The sequence below is a fragment of the Streptomyces sp. NPDC104381 genome (assembly GCF_055583745.1).
Genome location: NZ_JBVJNK010000003.1, coordinates 203200 through 224053, shown reverse-complemented (window position 1 = coordinate 224053; position 20854 = coordinate 203200). Strand labels below are relative to the sequence as shown.

Annotated in this window: 15 protein-coding genes; 10 read left to right on the top strand and 5 right to left on the bottom strand. The window is 71.9% G+C overall.

Annotation, left to right across the window (positions count from 1 at the left end; all coding sequences use genetic code 11):
* Positions 1-41: 41 nt before the first annotated feature.
* Together ACZ607_RS10555 and ACZ607_RS10550 are read right to left on the bottom strand one after the other, a co-directional pair.
* Positions 42-902 carry a carbohydrate ABC transporter permease gene (locus ACZ607_RS10555; protein ID WP_469734907.1) on the bottom strand — a complete coding sequence of 287 codons (861 nt, stop codon included), beginning with the start codon at positions 900-902 and terminating at the stop codon, positions 42-44.
* Positions 903-996: 94 nt separating this feature from the next.
* Positions 997-2028, bottom strand: a complete 1032-nt coding sequence (locus ACZ607_RS10550; RefSeq protein WP_469733827.1) for an ABC transporter permease — start codon at positions 2026-2028, stop codon at positions 997-999.
* 340 nt (positions 2029-2368) lie between these two features.
* Here ACZ607_RS10550 and ACZ607_RS10545 point away from each other — a divergent pair, with 340 nt between their 5' ends.
* The 8 genes from ACZ607_RS10545 (at position 2369) to ACZ607_RS10510 (ending at position 14313) form a co-directional block, all read left to right on the top strand.
* Positions 2369-3355: a hydroxyacid dehydrogenase gene (locus tag ACZ607_RS10545; protein ID WP_469734906.1), complete on the top strand. Its 987-nt coding sequence runs from the start codon at positions 2369-2371 to the stop codon at positions 3353-3355.
* Between the two features lie 62 nt (positions 3356-3417).
* On the top strand, positions 3418-4512 hold the full coding sequence (locus ACZ607_RS10540; RefSeq protein ID WP_469733825.1) for a LacI family DNA-binding transcriptional regulator: 1095 nt from the start codon (positions 3418-3420) through the stop codon (positions 4510-4512).
* A gap of 147 nt (positions 4513-4659) precedes the next feature.
* On the top strand, positions 4660-6084 hold the full coding sequence (locus tag ACZ607_RS10535; RefSeq protein WP_469733823.1) for a M60 family metallopeptidase: 1425 nt from the start codon (positions 4660-4662) through the stop codon (positions 6082-6084).
* A 20-nt stretch (positions 6085-6104) separates the two neighbouring features.
* Complete coding sequence (locus ACZ607_RS10530; RefSeq protein ID WP_469733821.1) at positions 6105-8531, top strand: polysaccharide lyase 8 family protein; 2427 nt, start codon at positions 6105-6107, stop codon at positions 8529-8531.
* Between the two features lie 24 nt (positions 8532-8555).
* Entirely contained in the window at positions 8556-10532 is a 1977-nt protein-coding gene (locus ACZ607_RS10525; protein WP_469733819.1) for a DUF2264 domain-containing protein, read from the top strand.
* 48 nt (positions 10533-10580) lie between these two features.
* Positions 10581-12698, top strand: coding sequence for a SpoIIE family protein phosphatase (locus ACZ607_RS10520; RefSeq protein WP_469733818.1), 2118 nt, complete (start codon positions 10581-10583; stop codon positions 12696-12698).
* Between the two features lie 96 nt (positions 12699-12794).
* The gene (locus tag ACZ607_RS10515; RefSeq protein WP_469733817.1) at positions 12795-13928 is read left to right on the top strand and encodes a hypothetical protein; all 1134 of its coding nucleotides are present in this window, start codon (positions 12795-12797) and stop codon (positions 13926-13928) included.
* 184 nt (positions 13929-14112) lie between these two features.
* Positions 14113-14313, top strand: coding sequence for a DUF6243 family protein (locus ACZ607_RS10510; RefSeq protein ID WP_469733815.1), 201 nt, complete (start codon positions 14113-14115; stop codon positions 14311-14313).
* A 58-nt stretch (positions 14314-14371) separates the two neighbouring features.
* On the opposite strand, the gene ACZ607_RS10505 is transcribed toward ACZ607_RS10510, so the two are convergent.
* Complete coding sequence (locus tag ACZ607_RS10505) at positions 14372-15145, bottom strand: response regulator (protein ID WP_469733813.1); 774 nt, start codon at positions 15143-15145, stop codon at positions 14372-14374.
* Between the two features lie 109 nt (positions 15146-15254).
* On the opposite strand from ACZ607_RS10505, the gene ACZ607_RS10500 reads away from it, so the two are divergent.
* Both ACZ607_RS10500 and ACZ607_RS10495 read left to right on the top strand, forming a co-directional pair.
* The gene (locus ACZ607_RS10500) at positions 15255-16862 is read left to right on the top strand and encodes a sensor histidine kinase (RefSeq protein WP_469733811.1); all 1608 of its coding nucleotides are present in this window, start codon (positions 15255-15257) and stop codon (positions 16860-16862) included.
* 8 nt (positions 16863-16870) lie between these two features.
* On the top strand, positions 16871-18049 hold the full coding sequence (locus ACZ607_RS10495; RefSeq protein WP_469734905.1) for a PP2C family protein-serine/threonine phosphatase: 1179 nt from the start codon (positions 16871-16873) through the stop codon (positions 18047-18049).
* A gap of 48 nt (positions 18050-18097) precedes the next feature.
* Here the strand turns inward: ACZ607_RS10495 and ACZ607_RS10490 are convergent, their stop codons facing one another.
* Positions 18098-19273 carry a spore photoproduct lyase family protein gene (locus ACZ607_RS10490; protein ID WP_469733809.1) on the bottom strand — a complete coding sequence of 392 codons (1176 nt, stop codon included), beginning with the start codon at positions 19271-19273 and terminating at the stop codon, positions 18098-18100.
* A 40-nt stretch (positions 19274-19313) separates the two neighbouring features.
* Positions 19314-20825 carry a cryptochrome/photolyase family protein gene (locus ACZ607_RS10485; protein ID WP_469733808.1) on the bottom strand — a complete coding sequence of 504 codons (1512 nt, stop codon included), beginning with the start codon at positions 20823-20825 and terminating at the stop codon, positions 19314-19316.
* Positions 20826-20854 lie beyond the last annotated feature (29 nt).

Genomic DNA, 20854 nt, shown 5'->3' with positions numbered 1-20854 from the left:
ATCTCCTTGGGAGAAGGGGCCGACAGGCCGGGGCGGGGCGCTCAGCCCTTGATGGCGCCGGTGAGCACGCCCTTGGTGAAGTAGCGCTGGAGGAAGGGGTAGACGACGAGGATCGGCACGACGGCGATCACGAGGACCGCCATCTGGACGGCCTGCTGCGGCGCGAGCACCTCGCCCGCGGAGGCGCTGTTGAGGCTCTGGCCCTGGAGGACGTAGGTGCGCAGCACCATGGGCAGCGGCCACTTGTCGGAGTCGTTGAGGTACAGCAGGGCGTTGAAGAAGGCGTTCCAGTACGTCACCGCGTAGAAGAGGCTGATGACGGCGAGGACGGCCTTGGACAGCGGCAGGACGATGCGCACGAGAATGCGGAAGTCGCCGGCCCCGTCGACCTTCGCGGCGTCGTACAGCTCCTCCGGCAGGTTCATGAAGAACGACCGCAGGACGACCAGGTTGAAGGCGCTGACCAGGGTGGGCATGACGAGCGCCGCGTAGGTGTCGTACAGACCGAGGCCCTTGACGAGCAGGAAGTTGGGGATGATGCCCGCGTTGAAGAGCATGGTGAACAGGGCGATCATCAGGATGGGGCGCGCCCCGGTGACATCCCGGCGGGAGAGCCCGTAGGCCATGCCCACGGTCACCAGCAGACTGGCCAGGGTCCCGACGAGCGTGATGCCGATGCTGACGAACAGGGCCCGGGTGACGACCCCGCCGGTGAAGATCGTGCGGTACGCGTCGAGCGTGGGGTGGTCGGGCCACAGCACCAGGCCGGTCGAGCGGATGATGTCGGACTGCGAGGCGAAGCTCGTGCCGATGACCCCGAGCAGCGGGTAGGCGACGGCGGCGACCACGACGACGAGGGCGAGTCCCTTGGCGGACCGGCCGAGGGGTGTGGACCGTTCCATCCACGGCGGGCGCCCGTCGGACCGTGGGGTGCGGTCGGCGCGGGTCCTCTTCTTCTTCGCCGGTGCCGTGGGGACGGACGTGGCGGGCGGCTTCTCAGCGGTCAGCACCGCGGTACACCCCTTCGTGGCCGAGGCGGTGGGCGAGCTTGTTCGCGCCCAGGACGAGTGCGGTGCCGATGACCGCCTTGACGAGTCCGACGGCTGCGGCGACGCCCCAGTCGTTGTCCTTGATGCCGTGGTAGTAGACGTAGGTGTCCAGGACCTCGCCGGCGTCGGGGCCGACCGCGTCGCGCTGGAGCAGGATCTGTTCGAAGCCGACGGACAGGATCTGCCCGAGGTTGAGGATGAGCAGCAGGATCAGCACCGGGGCGATCCCGGGCAGGGTGACGTGCCACAGCCGGCGCCGGGGCCCCGCTCCGTCGATCGCGGCGGCCTCGTACTGCTGCTTGTCGATGTTCAGCAGCGCGGCGAGGATGATGATCGTGCCCCAGCCCGCGTCCTTCCAGGCCACTTGGAGGGTCAGCAGCCAGGGGAAGGCGTCCGGGTCGCTCATCATGTCGTAGCGCGGCAGTCCCAGACCGCCGAGGACGTCGGGCAGGAGACCGGCGCCGCCCAGGATCTGCTGGAAGATCGAGACGATGATGACCCAGCCGATGAAGTGCGGCAGGTAGACGACGCTCTGCACGAAGCGGCGCAGCCGTTCGCTGACGATGCTGTTGAGGAGCAGGGCCAGCGCGATCGGCACGGGGAAGAAGAAGACCAGCTGGACGAGGGCGATCTCCAGGGTGTTGAAGGTCGCGGACCAGAAGGCCGCGTCACCGAACGCCGCCGTGAAGTTGGCGAGGCCGACCCAGACGCTGTGCATGTAGCCCAGGTAGGGCTGGTAGTCCTGGAACGCCACGACGTATCCCAGCAGCGGGACGTAGTGGAAGACGACGAAGTACACCAGGCCGGGCAGGGTCAGCAGGAGCATCACCCGGTCGCGCTTGAGACGCTGACGGAACGTCAGGTGGTGGCCGCTCGCCGCCGGGCGGTGCGGCGAGGCGCTCGCCGGCGTGGATTCATCGACCCCCTTCCGGCGTTTCGACCGCTTTTCCCGCGGCAGCGGGCGTGCTGTGTCAGCCATAGTGCGTCCTGTTCGGCTGGGTGGCGCATGGTGAGCCTTCTGCGGCGGCAAGTTAGTAAGCGGTTAACCCCACGGTCAAGGGATCCAGGAAAATGACTGCCTCACAGAGAGCTCCCACGACGCCAATCCATGGCGCCAGAACGGCAAAAATGGCTCGTGAAAGGCGAATTGGGGCCCCTACCCGCTTGACGCTCGACGGTTCAGCTCCTTAGCGTGCCGGTCATTCCGTAGAACACGATTACTGTCCGGAGGCAGGGTGCGAACCACCGAAGAGGCACCGGCTCGGTCCGGGGCCGACACCCCGACACCGGCCCCCGAGCGGCCGCGCACGGTCCTGGTGATGCGTCCCGGGCTGCTGGACGATGTCTTCCCTCCTCCCGTGAGGGCCCGGATCGAGGAGGCGGCGGACTTCCGGCATCCGTCGGTCATCAGCGAGTTCGACTCGCCCGGGGCGTCGGCCGCACTGGCCGAGGCCGAGGTCCTGCTGACCGGCTGGGGCTGCCCGCCCGTCGACGCGGCACTGCTGGAACGGGCGCCCCGGCTCCGCGCGGTGATCCACGCGGCCGGGACGGTGAAGACGTTCCTGTCGCCGGAGGTCTTCGACCGGGGCGTCGTCGTCTCCTCGGCGGCGGCGGCCAACGCCGTCCCCGTGGCGGAGTACACGCTGGCCGCCATCATCATGGGCGCCAAGCGGGTCTTCCCGCTGGCCGGCCTGTTCCGCACCCGGCGCACCCACCGCACGGGCGCGGACCTGGACCGGCAGCACTGGATCGGTGCGCACGGGCTGACCATCGGTGTGGTGGGCGCCTCCCGTGTCGGCCGCCGCGTCATCGAGCTGCTGCGGGTGCTGGACGCCGATGTGCTGTTGTACGACCCGTACGTCGACGCGGCCGAGGCCGAGCTCCTCGGCGTCACCCCGGTCGATCTGGACACCCTGGTGGCGACCAGTGACGTGGTCACCGTGCACGCCCCGGACACCCCGCGGACCAGAGGGCTGATCGACGCCCGCAGGATTGGCCTCATGCGTCCCGGGACCCTGCTGGTCAACACCGCGCGCGGCGCGCTGGTGGACACCCAGGCGCTGACCGGGCACCTGGTCAGCGGGCGGCTGGACGCGGTCCTCGACGTGACGTCACCCGAACCGCTCCCGCCCGGCCACCCCTTGTGGGACCTGCCCAACGTCCTGATCACCCCGCACCTGGCGGGGGCGCAGGGCAACGAGGTGGGACGCCTGGGCGCGCTCGCCGCGGACGAGCTGGCGCGCTACGCGGCGGGGTCGCCCTTCGCGCACCCGGTGCACCGGTCCGACCTGGAGCGGATCGCGTGAACCCGGCCGCCCCACAGGCTCTAGGCTCGGCATCACACATCAGCCAGCAGGGGGTGAGCCGGATGCGCCGGCAGACCAGCGCCACGGACGGGCAACGGCGTGCGACGGTCACCGATGTGGCCCGCCACGCGGGGGTCTCCACCGCCACCGTCTCGCGCGTCCTCAACCGCAACTACCCCGTGGCGGAGGCCACCCGGGAGCGGGTCGAGTCCGCCATGCGGGAGCTGGGCTACGTGGTGAACGCCCACGCCCGCGCGCTGGCCGGGGTCTCCGCCCGTACCGTCGGCATCATCGTCAACGAGGTGGTCGACCCGTTCTACGCCTACATCGCCCGGGGTGTGGAGCGCGAGGCGGCCCTCGGCGGCCGTCTGTGCCTGGTGTGCTGCACCCAGGGCGACCCCCAGCGCGAACTGGCCTTCATCGACCTGATGCACGAGCGCCGCGCCGACGCGGTCGTCGTGGTCGGCGGCAGCATCGCCGACCGCGGCTACACCTCCGAACTCGCCCGCAGGGCCCGCGAACTGGACGCCGGCGGCTCCAAGCTCGTGCTGTGCGGCAGACCCCCGCTCGGCGAACCCGCGCCGACGATGGCGGTGGAGTACGACAACGAGGGAGGCGCCTTCGCCATCACGGACCACCTGCTGACGCGGGGGCACGAGCGGATCCTGTACCTCGGTGGCCCGCCCAGGCTCTCCACCACCCGCGACCGGCTGGCCGGGCACGTGCGGGCCCTGGAGCTGCGAGGGGTGGCCCATGACCCGGATCTCACGCAGCCGGGCGCCTTCAGCCGCGGTTTCGGCTATCTGAAGCTCACCGAACTCCTGCGCCAGGGGCTGGAGTTCACGGCTGTCTTCGCCGCCAACGACATGGTGGCGGCGGGCGCCGCGCAGGCCCTGGAGGAGGCGGGGATCCGGGTGCCGCAGGACATCTCGCTGGTCGGCTACGACGACATCCCCGTCGCCCAGGAACTGCGCCCCCGGCTGACCACGGTGCACGTTCCGCTGGAGGAGATGGGCCGGCAGGCCGTGCGGCTGGCCGTCTCCGGCGGGGACGAGGACGACTGGCGCGAACCGACGACGGGCGCGCTGCGGCTGGGCACCCACATCGTGGTACGCGATTCCGTGGCGCCGAGGTCCGTGCGCGGCGGCCGGGCGTAAGCGGTTCCTGTGCGGCGGCCCGCTGCCGTCATAGTAAATCGTAGTAACTTCCGTGATCCCCTTGCGGTTCGATAGCAACCGCTTACATGCTGGCGGGCAGGTTCCGCCGCTCGTGCCCCTCACTCGATTCCGCAGGGAGAGTTCCGCATGCGCTTCTCCGCCTCGGAGGCCCCAGCAGCTCCGGACGCCACTCCGCACGTCGATCCCCCGCCCACCGCCCGTGGTTCCGTCCCGGTCGCCCGTCGCTCCGTCCTCGCCGCCACGGTGGGCGCCGGCGCCCTGGCCGCTCTCGGCACCGCCGCCACCCCGGCCGCCGCCCTCGCCCCCGCGCGCACCCCGGCCACCCGCGCCGGCGAGGTGACGGTCCCGGTCGTCGCCCGTCCCGCCGCCGAGGCGGAACGGCTGCGGCTGGCCCAGGCGCTGCGCGGCAGCGAGTTCCAGCCCACCGGCCGGTACGTCCCGCCGAACACCCCGCTGGTCCTCACGGTCCGGTCGTACGACGGCCCGCTGCCCACACTGTGGATCGGCGCCTGGGACTACTACGGGGAAGTCACCGAGCCGCGCCGCTACCCCCTCACGGCCGGGGACAACACCGTCACCGACCCGCACGGCGGTCCGGCGTACCTCACCCTGGCGGGGGCCGGCGAGCGTGCGGAGGTGGTCCTCCGGTCCGGCTCGGCCGCCATGCCGGTCTTCACCCTGGACGGCACCACGGAGGCCGCGTACCAGCGGATGCTGGACACCTCCCCCGACGTCCCGTACGTCGAACTCCATGCCCCGCGCACGATCATGACGCTCACCCGCGAAGGGGCGCTGCTCCACCGCGACGAGGACCACGCCGCGCTGCTGCGCCTGGTCGAGCAGATCATCGACTCGGCGGCCGCGATCAGCGGTCTCGACGGTTCGAGGCCGGTCCACCGCCGCAAGGCGGGCCCGTACCACTTCACCGAGGTCAGCAAGGTGCCCACGGGTGTCGGCGCCTACGCCACACACGGTTACAACGGTTTCCCGCGCGCCTACCTCGACCGGGCCACCACCGTGGAGGGGCTGCGCACCCGTGGGTGGGGGCTCTACCACGAGCTCGGTCACCTCCACCAGCAGATGGCGTACAAGCCCGGCGGCCTCACCGAGGTCACGGTGAACATCTACTCCCTGGCCGCGCAGCGCGCCCTGGGACAGCCCTCCAACCTCCTCACCGTCGACCCCGCGACCGGCCTGAACCCGTTCCGAAGCGCGCAGGCCAAGTTCGGGACGGCGGGGCTGACGTACGAGAAGTCCTTCGGCGCCTACGAGAAGCTCGTCCCGCTCCGCCAGCTGGAGCTGGCCTTCGGCGACGACTTCTGGCCCCGGCTGCACCGGCTGGTGCGCGAGGAGAACCCGCAGTCCGGCGCCACCGAGGACGCCAAGCGCTACCGGGCGCTGGCGACGTACTCCAGCCGGGTCGCGGGCCATGACCTCGGCGACTTCTTCATCGGGACCTGGGCCTTCCCGATCGACGCCGTCGGGAGGGCCGAGCTGGCCGCGCTCGGTCTTCCGAAGCCGCCCGTCGACCCGAGCACCCTGACCGACTGACCCGACGCGACGGAGCCCCCATGGACATGAGCAGGAGATCCCTCCTCGCCGCCACCGGCGCCACGGCCGCCACCGCCCTCGTCGCCACGACGGGTCCGGTGTCGGCGGCCCCGCGGCCGGCGGACACCACACCCGGCGCACCGCCGGCCGCCGATACCGCCGCCCTCCTCGAACGTGCCGGAACCCTGCTGACGGGCGGCGCGTTCGATCCCGCCGACCCGGACTTCGCCCAGGCCCTCGCCGCACTCGGCGACACCGCGCGCGGCCTGTGGGACACGCTGGACCGCGACGCCGGCCGGACCGCGCTCTGGGCCGATCTGGCACCGGTCACCGACGCGGGCAACTTCGGCCAGAGCTACACACGGCTGCGGACCCTCGCCCTCGCCTGGGCGACCCCCGGCACTCCGCTCGCCGCCGCCCCGGACGTGGCGGACGCACTCGTGGCGGCCCTGCGCTTCGTCCACGACACCGCCTATCACCCCGGGCTGCCGGAGGCGGGCAACTGGTGGTTCTGGGAGATCGGCGCGCCACGGGCCCTGATGGACTGCTGTGTGCTGCTGCGCGACCGGCTGCCCGCCGCCGATCTGGCCGCCTACCTCGCGGTCGTCGACCGGTTCTGCCCGGACGCGGACCGCCGCACCAACTCCCCCGCTCTGGCCGAGACCGGCGCGAACCGTACGGACAAGGCGGTGACCGTCGCCCTGCGGGGACTGCTCGGCCAGGACACGGCGAAGCTCGCCTCGGCGAGGGACGCGCTCTCCGACGTACGCGACGGGGGCCGCAACAGCCTGTTCCGGTACGCCACTTCGGGCGACGGATTCTACGAGGACGGCTCCTTCGTCCAGCACGACGTGGTCGCGTACACCGGCTCGTACGGCACGGTGCTGCTCGGCGGGGCGGCGTATCTGCTGGCGCTGCTGGCCGGTTCGCCGTGGGCGGTCACCGATCCGAAGGTCTCGGTGATGTACGAGGCCGTCGAGCGCTCCTTCGTCCCGGTGGTCTTCGACGGGCTGATGATGGACGCGGTGCGCGGCCGCGCCGTCTCCCGGGAGCGGGCCGGCGACCACCGGGACGGGGCCGCGGCGGTCGCCGCGATCCTGCTGCTGGCGACGGGCGCACCGGCCGCGTACGCGGACCGCTGGCGTGCGGTGGTCAAGGGCTGGCTGACCCGTAACCGCACCACCCCGTTCACGTCCCTCGCCACCCTCCCCCAGATCGCCCTGGCCAAGGAGGTGCTCGGCGACCCGGCGGTCCACGCCGAGCCGCGCACCACGGGTTCGGCGGTGTTCGCGGACATGGACCGCGTGGTGCACCGCCGGCCCGGCTGGGCCTGCACCCTGTCGATGTCGTCGAGGCGGATCTCGGCGTACGAGGCGGGCAACGGGGAGAACCTGCACGGCTGGTACACCGGCGACGGGATGACGTACCTCTACGACGCCGACGACCTCGGGCAGTTCAACGACGGCTTCTGGCCCACGGTCGACCCGTACCGGCTGCCCGGCACCACCGTCGACACCCGCCGTCGCGCCGATCTCGGCACCGGTGGCGGCACCTCCACCTACCGGCCGGCCAACGCGGTCGCGGGCGGGGCCGTCCTCCAGGGCCGCTACACCTCCGCGGCGATGGAGCTGACCGGAGCGCCCGGCACGACCCTGCGCGCCCGTAAGTCCTGGTTCCTGCTCGACAACGCGGTGATCGCGCTGGGGTCGGGCATCACCTCGGCCGACGGGTACGGGGTCGAGACCGTGCTGGAGAACCGCAACCTCGGCACCGGCGGGCGGCACCGGCTGACCGTGGACGGCTTCCCGCAGCCCGTCGTCCAGGGGTGGTCGGCACGCTTCGAGCGGGCCCGCTGGGCGCATGTCGAGGGCGTGAGCGGCTACGTCCTGCTCGACAGGAGCACGCTGCGCACGGTGCGTGAGGAGCGCACGGGCACCTGGCGTTCCGTCAACACCGGTGCGGACACGGGTGGTTCCTCCGTCGAGCTGACCCGCCGCTACCTCACCCTCTGGGTCGATCACGGTGTCTCCCCCACCGACGCGGGCTACGCCTATGTGCTGCTGCCCGGCGCGTCGGCCGCCGCGACGGCCCTCTGGTCCCTCTCGCAGCCGGTCCGCGTGCTGGCCCACGACGCCGGCGCCCACGCGGTGGAGGCCCGCCGGCAGGGGCTGACCGCGGTGAACTTCTGGGCCGGGGGAAGCGTCGGCGGGATCACGGCCTCGGGGGCCTGCTCGGTGCTGGTGCGGCGCGACGGGCCCCGTGTCTCGGTGGCCGTGGCGGACCCCGGCCGGACCCAGGCCTCGCTCACCGTGGAGCTCCCGTTCCGCGTACGGACCGTGAGCCGGGCCGACGACACGGTGAGCGTGGCACCGGGCCGCCGGACGCTGCTGACCGTCGCGGTCGGTGGTTCCCGCGGCCACACCCATCGCGCAGAACTCGTCCAGTAGCCCGATCGCCCAGGAGCACCCGCCATGTCCGTCGCCCCGTATCTGCGTCTCCCGCCGCCCGACCGGCTGCTCTCCTCCCGTACCGGGTGGACCCGGGACCACTGGGAGGTGACGGCCGACCGGATGCTGGACGCGCTGGTGCCGTACGCGACCCCCGGCTTCGCCCAGTACCGGTTGCCCGGCCGGTCCAGCTGGTCGGGGATCGTGTGCGACGGGCTGGAGGGGTTCGCCCGGTCGTTCCTGCTGGCCGCCTTCCGGATCGCGGGCGCGGGCGGGGCCGTGGAGCCCGCGCTGACCGAGCGGTACGCGGCGGGCCTGGCGGCCGGCACGGACCCGGACGGCGCCGAGGCGTGGCCGAGGATCACGGACTGCTCGCAGCAGATGGTCGAGGCGGCCTCGATCGCCGTGGCCCTGCACGAGACGCGGCCGTGGATCTGGGACCGGCTGGACACCGGGGTGCGGGAGCGGGTGGTGGAGTGGTTCTCCGGGTTCGTCGGCGGGCGCACCTGGGACAACAACTGGCGGCTGTTCCAGGTGGTGTCCGAACAGTTCCTGGCCTCGGTCGGGGCCCCGTACAACCGTGCGGACATCGAGTCCGGGCTCGACCGGATCGAGGACTGGTACGTCGGTGACGGCTGGTACACGGACGGCGACGGCCAGAACTTCGACTACTACATCGGCTGGGCGATGCACCTGTACCCGCTGCTGTGGTCGCGCATCGCCGGTCCCGACGACGGGGGCCGCACCGCCGCCTACCGGGAGCGGCTCAGCCGGTTCCTGGAGGACTATCCGCACTTCTTCGGCTCCGACGGGGCCCCGGTCCACCAGGGGCGCTCGCTGACGTACCGCTTCGCGGCCCTGGCCCCGGTGTGGATGGGGGCGCTGGCGGACTGCACGCCGCTGGCCCCCGGCCTGACCCGCCGGCTCGCCTCGGGCACGATGCGGCACTTCGCCGAGCGCGGGGTGCCGGACGGGAGGGGGCTGCTGACCCTGGGCTGGTACGACACCTTCCTGCCGGCCACCCAGCCGTACTCCGGTCCCGCCTCCCCGTACTGGGCCAGCAAGGGATTCCTCGGCCTGCTGCTCCCGCCGGACCACCCGGTGTGGACGGAGCGGGAGCTCCCGCTGCCGGTCGAGGAGGGCGACCGGTACACGGCGCTGCCGGCGCCGGGCTGGCTGCTGCACGGGACCCGGCACGACGGCATCGTCCGGCTGGTGAACCACGGCAGCGACCACAACCCGCCCGAGGACCCCGGCGCCGGCCGGCCCGACGGGGAGGACGACCCGCACTACGCGAGGTTCGCCTACTCGACGGCGACGGCCCCCGAATCCGCCCCGCACGCGGCGGCCCGCGGGATCGACAACCACCTGGCGCTGCTGGCGCCGGACGGGACACCCACCCGGCGCGGCCGCATCCACAGGACGCACTGTGCGGGCCGTACGGCGGGCTCCTGGTACGCGGCGAGGCTGCCGGGAGACGACCGGGTCTTCCGGATCGGGACGACGAGTGTGCTGCACGGCCCGTGGGAGATCCGTGTCCACCGGATCGACGCGCCGGACGGGGCGGCGGTCCAGGAGGGCGGGTACACGGTGGCGCACACGCTCCGCCCGGAGGCGACGTCCGGACCCGGCTGGGCCATGGCACGTACGGCCGAGGGGCTGAGCAGCGCGGTGGTGGCGCTGCACGGCTGGGACGGGTCGACGGCGCGGGTGGCCCGGGACGTGGAGTCCAACGCGTACGGACCGCATTCGGCGACGCCCGGGCTGCGGCTGGAAGGCCGTCGGGGCGGCCGGAGCCTTCTGGTGTCCCTCGTCGCGCTGTCCCGCGACACGCTGCATCCGGAGGCGCTGCGCCACGCGGTCTCCGTGCGGGCCGACGGCGACGGACCGGTCACGCTGGCCTTTCTCGACGGCACCACGGTGGAGGTGGCAGTGGAGCCGGCGGGCGCCGCGGGGCCCGGTTCGTGCCGGAGCGGTGCCGAGAGCACCATGGAGGGATGAGCCGCTGACGCGGACCATCAGGGGTCACCGCAGGAAGGGGCCCGGAGCATGAGCAGCCGCGCATCCCCCGAGGACCGGGGACCGGGGCCCGGACTCCCCGAGGCCTGGTCGTCGTCGGCAGGAGGGCTGCTCGATCTGCTCGGTGTGTCGGCGATCGTGCTGGACGGCACCGGCCGGATCGTGTTCTGGAGCCCGCAGGCCGGTGACGTCTTCGGCTACTCCTCGGAGGAAGCGCTGGGCAGGTACGCCGCTCGGCTCCTGCTGCGCGAGGAGGACCGTGACCTGGCGACAGGGCTGTTCGCCGAGGTGATGCGATCGGGGGAGAGCTGGGCCGGTGCGTTTCCCGTGCTGCGGAAGGACGGCAGCACCCAGCTGGTGGAGTTCCGCAACGTGCGGCTGCAGGACGACCGAGGCGATGTGTACGCCCTGGGCATCGCCGCCGACCAGCGCGTACTGGAGCAGGTGGAGAACAAGCTGGCGCTGTCGGAGCAGCTGGTGGCCCAGGCACCCGTCGGCATCGCCCTGCTGGACACCGATCTGCGCTATCTCATGGTGAACCCGGCGCTGGAACGCATCAACGGCGTCCCCGCCGCCGACCACCTGGGGCGGCACCCCCACGACATCCACAGCTCCCCCGCGGTCGGCGCCGTCGAGGACGTGATGCGTGAGGTCCTGGCCACCGGTACGCCGATGATCGACCAGTACCTCGTGGGCCGCACCCCCGCGGATCCCGACACCGACCACGCGTGGTCGGTGTCGTACTACCGGCTCCACGGGCCCGACGGGCGGGTGGTCGGTGTGGCGAACTCCGTCGTCGACGTCACCGAGCGCCACCGGGCGGCGGCGGAGGCGGACCGGGCCCGGCACAGGCTGGCACTGATCGCGGACGCCTCCGCACGCGTCGGGACCACGCTGGAGGTGGAGCGCACCGCGCGGGAGCTGGCGGAGATCGCCGTACCGGAGCTGGCGGACGTCGTGGCGGTCGACGTCCTCGACAGTGTCCTGGCCTGCCGCCGGACCGACGACCACCGTGACGGCCCCGAGCTGTTCCGCGCGCTCGCGGTCGCCGCCGCCTACCCCAACGAGGCCACCGGCGCCGCGGACGCGGTCGGCAGCGTCGCCTCGTACGGCCCGGACCGGCTGATCACCCGGTGCGTGCACACGGCCCGGCCGGTCCTCGTAGCCCGCACCGGCCCCGAGGACCTGCTGCGCATCGCACGTGACCAGGACGCCGCCGCGGCGTTGGCACGGGCCGGCGTCCACTCCTATCTCGCCGTGCCGCTGATCGCCCGCGACCAGGTCCTCGGTGCGTTCGACCTCATCCGGGCGCGTAACCAGGCTCCCTTCGACGAGGACGATCTCCTGCTGGTCAGGGAGCTGGCGGCCCGGGCCGCCGTCGCCATCGACAACGCCCGCTGGTTCCAGAGCGTGCGCGACTCCGCCGAGAGCCTCCAGCGCAGTGTGCTCCCCACCCACGCTCCCCGGCTCACCGGCCTGGAGGTCGCCTCGCTGTACCAGCCGGCGCAGGCGTCGAGCGAGATCGGCGGGGACTGGTACGACGTCATCCCCCTGTCCGGCGACAACTCCGCCCTGGTGGTCGGCGACGTGATGGGCAACGGGATCGACGCCGCTGCGACGATGGGGCGCCTGCTCACCGCCACCCGCGCCTACGCCGACCTCGACCTGGAGCCCGACGAGGTCCTGCGCCACCTCGACAAGCTCACCGCCGGGCTCGGGCAGTCCATCGCCACCTGTCTGTACGCCGTCTACGACCCGCACCGGCACCGCTGCCACGTGGCCAACGCCGGGCACCTGCCACCGGTCCTGGCGCGCCCGGGCCGGAGCCCCGAGCTCCTGGACCTCCAGGCCGGGGCGCCCCTCGGCGTGGGCGGGGTCCGGTTCGACACCACCGGCTTCGACCTGCTGCCCGGGGACCGGCTCCTCCTCTACACCGACGGCCTCGTCGAGACGCGCGACCAGCCCATCGACGTGCGGCTCGGCGCCCTGCTCCAGGCGCTGGACGAACCACCCCGCCCTCTCGAAGCGACCTGCCGGCGCCTCCTGGAGCAGTTGCGGCACCCGGGCGACCACGACGATGTCGCGCTGCTGATCGCTCAGGCTCAGCCGGTGGCCCCCACGGCCGACGGCGGCCGGCACGGAAGATAGCCTCCTCGGACTGTCGATGACGAGCGGGGAGTGGGGAGTTGCCGGGCCGGGGCACCGGGCGAGGTGACCGGGGCACCCCCGGAGGGGAAGGACGAGATGCCGGACGGGCTCCGTGGCCGGATCGGGGTCGCCCTCGTGGGCGCGCTCGTCGGGGCGCTGCTGGGATGGGGCGTCATGGCGTGGCGCTCCGACGAACTGCCGTTCGTGGAGCGGGACGTGTGCTGGGGTTCGCTCTCGCCCGACGTCGCGCACGCCCTGTTCACGGACACCGACGTACGCAGCCGTGAGCTGCCGTTGCGCCGGGCCACGGAGGACCACATGCACACGGAGTGCAGCATGCAGGGGTTCGGGGCCGACGAGCTGGAGTCGGAGGTCACGGCGTCGGTGCGGACGCTGGGCGGGTTGCGGGGCGCGCGGGCGTGGAGTTGGACGGAGGAGTACCTCTCCTCACGTATGACACCGCTCGGCGACGGCGTCGTCGGCATGGCGTCCTCCACACGCGCCTGGGTGGCGCTCCCCGCGAGCTGTGAGGAGCGGTCGTACGAGCCGGGTGAGAAGCCGCCGTTGCGTGTGGTCACCCTCGCCTCGGACGAGGCCGACCCGGACGGCCAGAACGAGGTCGACGCGCGGCGCGGCCTCGACGCGATGTCCCGCGCGGTCGTGCGGCTGGCCAACGGCGTGATGGAACGGTACGGCTGCGGGAGCCGGTACGACGACCCGCCGAGGCTCCCCATCGCCCCGGAGGGCAACGCGCTGCCGGCCGTCGACGCCGACCGGCTCTGCGGCATCCAGGGTCTCCGGCTGCCCGGGTGGGCTCGCGGGTCCGGGGCCGAGGCCGTGCGCACCACGCCGGGCACGAAGCCGGGAGCACCGGGGGCGGACGCGGTCCGGGCCTGCGACGTGCGGCAGCCCTTCGGGCCGAACAGGCTCCGGCTGATGACCGTGGCGGAACCGGAGCTGGCCGCCGTCGTCTCTCGGGTGCTCGACAACCGTGCGGTGCCTCTCGGCGGCGACGGGCAGGGAGCCTACGCGGGCGGCCTGAGCGTCTGGACGGCGGACTGCCGGTCCGGCCGGGTCGCGTTCGTGGCGCAGGAGCCGGGGACGGACGACGGAGCGTACGACGACAGGCCGCTCGCCCTCGCCGTTCTGCCGTCGTACGTGAAGGCGGAGGCGGAGCGCGTCGGCTGCGGCGAGGTGAACGTGGAGGTGCCCGCCGTTCCCGCGGCCTGAGGGCCCCGGTCGGGCTGGTGTGCGGGGCCGACGGGACCGGGTAACGTCTTCGGCATGTTCTTCCGGGCGTCGACCAACGAGTGAGAGCGCGACGGGCCGCCGCGTACGTCCTTCGACGTCAGCGGGAGCCGGTCCCCCACCGGACGAATCCGCAGATCACTTCACCTCAGCACCGGGAGAACCCATGACCGTGAGCAAGAACATCAACAACCCCGTGGGCATGGGCGGCGGCAAGCGCAAGAGGCTGTCCCGCGAGGAACGGCAGAACAACGGCCCGCACCGCAACCTCGACCGCCGGGGCGCCGCCGACCAGAAGGCGGAGCTGGTGCGCAAGATGCGCGAGAAGACGGGCTCGGCACCGGCCGACGACACCGCACGGAGCTGACACGGCACGCGTCGGGGCCCGGACCGCGTGACGCGGTCCGGGCCCCGACGGCTGTGGTTCAGGGGCGCGGCCGCGTCGCGGTGTCGAGGTAGAAGGCGTCGATGCTCTGGACGGCCTGCTCGAACTCCTGCAGGTTCACCGGCTTGGTCACGTACGCGTTGGCGTGGCTGCTGTACGCGCCGGTCACGTCGTCCGGGGCGGTGGACGTGGTGAGGACGACCACCGGGATGGTGTGCAGGTCCTCGTCGTTCTTCAGGACCTTCAGCAGCTCACGGCCGTTCATCCGCGGCATGTTCAGGTCGAGGACGATGAGGTCGGGGCGCGAGTTGCCCGGGGCGCGCAGGTGCTCCAGAGCGGCGACACCGTCGGTGACCTGGACCAGATTGCGGGCCCCGCGCTCGGCGAGGGCTTCCTCGATGAGCATGGCGTCGGCGATGTCGTCCTCGACGAGCAGAACGTCGAACGGACGGGAGGGGGTGGTGCTTATCATCGGATGCTCCGTGGGTTTCTCGTCGGAGTGCTGGAAGAGGCCCGGCCAGCGGCGCCGTGCGCCCTGCCGGCTCATCCCGCAGGCGGCACCGAGCTGGGGGTACCCGGCACCCGCGCGGGCGGCAGCCACGGCTGCCTCCCGCTGGAGCCGCTCAGCTGCCTGCTGGAGGTGTTCCAGCACGTGTAGCAGAGCCAGAGCCGGCGCCGGGTCGTCCGACACCGAACGCGGTGAGGTGTCCGACAAACGGCGAGCAAGGCGCTGCGCAAGACTGTCGACCTCTGCGTCCGCGATGACGGCCGTCTCCTCCGGCGTGGTCCGCAGTTCGAAGTTCTTGCCTGGCATGTCCGGCACTCTAGGGCCTCGGAGCTCTCGGTGACAACAATCGTTGTCACCTATTAGAGTGTGCTGGCCGCTCGTCCGGGCGGCCGCCGCAGCGAGGAGTCCACCGAGAATGACCGGGAATACGAAACCACCGCGTACGCGGTGGTTTTCCACGTGGACGACCCGGCGGTGGCTCCGTGCGGGGGCGGCTGTCTCCCTCGCCGTGCTGGCGCTCCTCGGCACGACCGGGGCATGGGTTCTGGCACGGAGCGCGTCGATCAGCAGCGAGCTCGTGGATGTGCGGTCCCCCGCACTGGCACAGGCGATCCGCCTGGAATCGGCCCTGCTCAACCAGGAGACGGGCATCCGGGGCTACGGGCTCACCGGCTCGCGGGAGTTCATCACTCCCTACGAGGAGGGCCTCGCCGAGCAGAAGGCCGTCGTCGCGGAGCTCACCGGGCTGTTGCGCGACGACCGGGCCGGCCTCGACGACCTCGACGCCGTGCAGGACGCCACGGCCACGTGGCAGGAGAGAATCGCACGGCCGATCGCCGCGGCACCCGTCGGCTCGCCCTCACCGCTGGCGACCCAGCGGGCGGCGGAGGGCAAGCAGACCTTCGACGGGGTACGCGCGGCCGTGAGCAGGCAGCAGGACCGGCTGCGCTCGGAGGTCGTCCGGGTGAAGGACGACCTCAAGGCCACGATGGCCTTGCGCAACGGGGTCTTCAGCGCCATCGCGATCCTGATGGTCGTCCTGACGGTCTTCGTCTTCGAAGGACTGCGGCGCGGCATCAACCGGCCGCTGGAACAGCTCGGCACGGACGCCCGGATCATCGCCGGCGGTGACTTCGACCACCCCATCGTCCCGACCGGGCCCGCCGACCTGAGGCACCTGAGCAGCGAGATCGACTTCATGCGCCGCCGTCTCGTGCGGGAACTGGCCTTCAGCGAGGACGCACGTCAGCGGCTCGACGCGCAGGCCGCGAACCTCCAGCGCTCGAACGCCGAGCTGGAGCAGTTCGCGTACGTGGCCTCCCACGACCTCCAGGAGCCGCTGCGCAAGGTCTCCAGCTTCACCCAGCTCCTCCGACGGCGCTACGGCGGCCAGCTCGACGAACGGGCCGACCAGTACATCGACTTCGCGGTCGACGGGGCGAACCGCATGCAGACCCTCATCAACGACCTGCTCGAATTCTCGCGGGTCGGACGGGTGAACCACACGCACCAGAGCCTCGACCTGGGCAAATCGCTGGAGCGGACGCTGTCCGTCCTGAGCGTCGGCATCGAGGAGACCGGCGCGTCGATCACCCACGACCCGCTGCCGACGCTGGTCGCCGACCCCACCCAGATGGGCATGCTCTGGCAGAACCTGATCGGCAACGCCGTCAAGTTCCGCCGCCCGGGCGAGACGCCGAAGATCCATGTCACGGCGGCCAGGGAAGACGATCTGTGGCGGTTCACCGTCACCGACAACGGCATCGGCATCGCACCGGAGTACGCCGACAAGGTCTTCGTGATCTTCCAGCGGCTGCACACCAAGGATGTCTACTCCGGCAGCGGCATCGGCCTCGCGATGTGCAAGAAGGTCGTGGAGTTCCACGGCGGCACCATCTCCGTCGACACGGCGTACCAGGAAGGCACGCGCATCACCTTCACCCTGGCGCCGGAGCCACCGGAGAATCCTGGCCTGTCCACCGTGCCGGAGGCCATCCGCCCGGGCGCGGAGCGGACGAGTTGACCACAGCGATGACGGCCGCCGCGGAGGCGGCGGCCGACGAGCCGATGTACCGCATCCTGCTGATCGAGGACGACGAGGGGGACGCCCTCCTGGTCGAGGAACTCCTGCACGACACCGGCCTGCGGTTCGAGCTGACCACCAGGACCACCCTGGCCGAGGCCCGCGCCGAGCTGGCTCTCGCCCCGATCGACTGCATCCTCCTCGATCTGCACCTGCCCGACGTCTCGGGCATAGAGGCGGTCGCCGCGGTCCGGGTCCTGGCGCCGAACACCGCGGTCATCGTCCTGACCGGACTGTCCGAGGCCCGTGCGGGTACGGAGGCGATGGCCGCGGGAGCGCAGGACTACCTGGTCAAGGGCAAGGTCGAGGCGGACCTGCTGCACCGCACGGTGCGTTACGCCGTCTACCGCAGCCGGACCGAACGCGCGAGCGCCCTGGCCCAGGTCGCCCAGGTCCGGGCGGAGGAGAACGCTCGCCTGGAGCGGGGCCTGCTGCCCCGGCCGATGCTCGACACCTCCTCGGTGAAGGTGACCTCCCGCTATCTGCCGGGGGCCGCGATGGCCCTGCTCGGCGGGGACTTCCTCGACGTGGTGGAGGGGGACGACGGGCTCCTGCACGCCGTCGTCGGCGATGTCAGCGGGCACGGCCCCGACGCGGCGGCGCTCGGTGTCTGCCTGCGCATCGCCTGGCGCTCGCTCGTACTGGGCGGGCACCGCGGCGAGGACCTGCTGCACCTGATGGAACGCATCCTGATCGCCGAACGCGGCAGCCACCATCTGTTCGCCACCTGCACCCTCCTCACCATCGACCAGGACGCCGCCACCGCCACCCTCCACCTCGCCGGCCACCACGAACCCCTCCTCACCACGGCCGAGGGGACCCGGGAGCTGACCGCCGCGCACGGCATCGCACTCGGCATCGTGCCCGAGCTGCGCAGCTGGCCCTCCACCGTCGTCCCGCTCCCCGCCGCCGGGGCACTCACCCTCTACACCGACGGCCTCACCGAAGGGCACAACGGGGCGTCGAGCGAACGGCTCGGCGTCGAAGGACTGCTCACCCTGATCGAGAACCTGCCGCCGGCGGACCCGGCCCGCCACGTCGACCTCCTCATCAAGGAGACCGGCGAGCTGAACGCCGGACGCCACTCCGACGACCTCGCCGTGCTCCGCCTCGACTGGGGGCGGTAGGCCGCGTAGGAGGGCTCAGGTGGAGGACGACGGCGCGCGGGCCCGCCCTCAGAAGGCGTACCGGACACGCAGCCATGGTGCGTGCGTGGCGATCAGTTGCCGGAGGTGCGTCAGTGACTGCCGTTTGACGTCAGCCGAGTAGCGGACGTTGAGGGCTCCGTTCTGCGAGCGCTTGGTCTCCTGGGCGGCCGGCTGCCACAGCACCTCCTCGGCGCGTGGGTGCCAGCCCAGGTTGACCTCGTGGAGCGACTCGTTGTGGGTCAGCATGATGATCTCGGCGGCGGCCTGCTGCTTCACGCGGGCGGGCAGGACGTCGTCGAGGTGGGCGAGCAGGTCGGCCCAGTCCCGCTGCCATCCCGGGCGCAGGACGACGGGTGAGAGATTGAAGTGGACCTCGTAGCCGGCGTCGAGGAAGTCGGCGGCCGCGGCGATGCGCCGGTCGACCGGGCTGGTCCGGATGTCCAGCAGCCGGGCGTCGTCGGCCGGCATGAGGGAGAAGCGCACCCGGGTGCGCCCCCGGGGGTCGAGTGCGAGCAGGTCGGGGTTGACGAACTTCGTCGCGAAGGACGCCTTGGCCGTCGGCATGCCCCGGAAGGCGGCCACCAGGTCTGCCGTGTTGTCGCAGATCAGGGCGTCGACCGAGCAGTCACCGTTCTCACCGATGTCGTAGACCCACGCCTGGGGGTCACACTGGTTGGGCTCGGTCTTGGGGCCTTGGGCCCGTACGTGGCGGCGGACGTGGGCCACGATCGCCTCGATGTTGGTGAACAGCGTGATGGGGTTGGCGTAGCCCTTGCGACGGGGGACGTAGCAGTAGGCGCAGGCCATCGCGCATCCGTTGGAGGGGCCAGGAGCGATCCAGTCGGCCGACCTGCCGTTGGGGCGTGTGCGGAGTGTCTGCTTCGTCCCGAGGACGAGCGTCCCGGACTTGATACGGACCCAGCGGGCGATGTTGCCGTCGTTGCCGTGGAGGGAGGGGATGCGCCAGTGGCTCGCGACCTCGGTCACGCGCACGTCCGGCAGCCGGGCCATGATCTGTCGGCCGCGCGGGGAGTCGAGCGCGGCGGGCTCCGCGTAGACCTCCCTCACGTCGAGCATGCGGCGGGCTTCCGGGCCGTCCCGGAAGCCGAGGTGCGTGTCCGGCTCCCCCGCGATGTCCGACCACCCGAAGAGCGCTTGCTGCTCAGGCTCTCCCGGGGCGGCTCCGGGTGGCGGCTGCGGCACGTCCCTCTCCTCTCCCTGACTGCTTCATACCGAAGGGCCGTCACTCGTGGCGGCCGCGCTCCTGGTCCAGCAGGGCGTCGAGATCGCGGAGCCGGTCCAGCCCCCGCACCGCCCGGACCATCCGCGCGTTGTGCTCGAACCGGTCGCGGTGGCGGTGCAGAAGGTTCCAGTATCCGGCGGTGAAGGGACAGGCGTCCTCACCGACCCGTACGGACGGCTTGTACCGGCAGGAGCCGCAGAAGTCGCTCATCCGGTCGATGTAGGCGCCTCCGGACGTGTAGGGCTTGGTGGTCATCCGGCCGCCGTCCGCGTACTGCGACATGCCCACCACGTTCGGGACCATGACCCAGTCGTAGCCGTCGACGAAGCTGCGGTGGAACCAGTCGGTGACGGCCCCGGGATCCCACCCCCGCTGCAGGGCGAAGCTGCCCAGGATCATCAGGCGTGGAATGTGGTGGGTCCAGCCGGTCGTCCTGACCTGTTCCAGGACGTGGCTGAGGCAGTTCGCCTCCGTGCCGTCCGGGGACAGTTCACTGAACCAGTCCGGCAGCGGTTCGTGGTGGCCCAGGGTGTTGCCCTCCCGGTATCGCGGACCGAAGTACCAGTAGACGTGCCAGACGAACTCACGCCATCCGGCGATCTGCCGCACGAATCCCTCGGCGCTGTTGAGCGGCACCTCACCGGATCGCCATTGCGCCTCCGCCCGTTCGACGCACTCCGCGGGGTCCAGCAGACCGAGGTTGAGCGACGAGGAGAGCAGGCTGTGGCTCATCGTCGCGTCCCCGGCGAGAACCGCGTCCTCGTACGCGCCGAACGTGGCGAGCCGGTGCTCCACGAAACGGCGGAGCGCGGCCAGCGCCTCCCTGCGGGTGGCGGGGAATCCGCGCGGCGCGTCCTCGCCGACGAACTCGACGTCCCCGTCACGCGACCAGCGGTCGAGGTCGGAACGCACCTCGGCGTCGATGTCGCTCTCCCGGGGCCGGTAGGGCGCCGGAACGCCCAGGTCACCCGCGCCGCGCGGCGGTGGCTGCCGGTTGTCGTGGTCCAGGTTCCACCGGCCGCCGACGGGACGGTCGCCCTCCATCAGCAGGTCGTGCGTGGTACGGACCCAGCGGTAGAAGTCCTCCTGCCGCAGGTGCTTCTCGCCGTGGCCGTCGGCCCAGCGCGTGAACTCGTCGTGCGTGACGAGGAAACCGCGCGCCGGCAGTACGCTCACGGACGGCAGCGACCGTACGAAGGCGTGGGCCGCGTGGGACGTGGGGTGGTGCACGGTCACCGGACCGTCCCCCACCGCCTCGCGCAAGCCCTGACGGTAGGTGTCCGCCTTGACGTACCGCACACGGTCACCCAGCTCGGCGGCCCGGTGCCGCATCGCGGACAGGACCAGATGGGCCTTCGCCCGATGGAACCGTCGCCGCCGGAAGACACTGCGGGCCTCGATCATCAACAGCGGTGTACCCCGGCCCGGCCCGCCCCGCGCCGGATCGACGAAATGGGGACCGAGCTGATCGCCGAACAGCCAGTGGGTGACACCTGACTCCGCCTCAGCCATACCGAGCACTCCCTCGACGATCTGCCGCC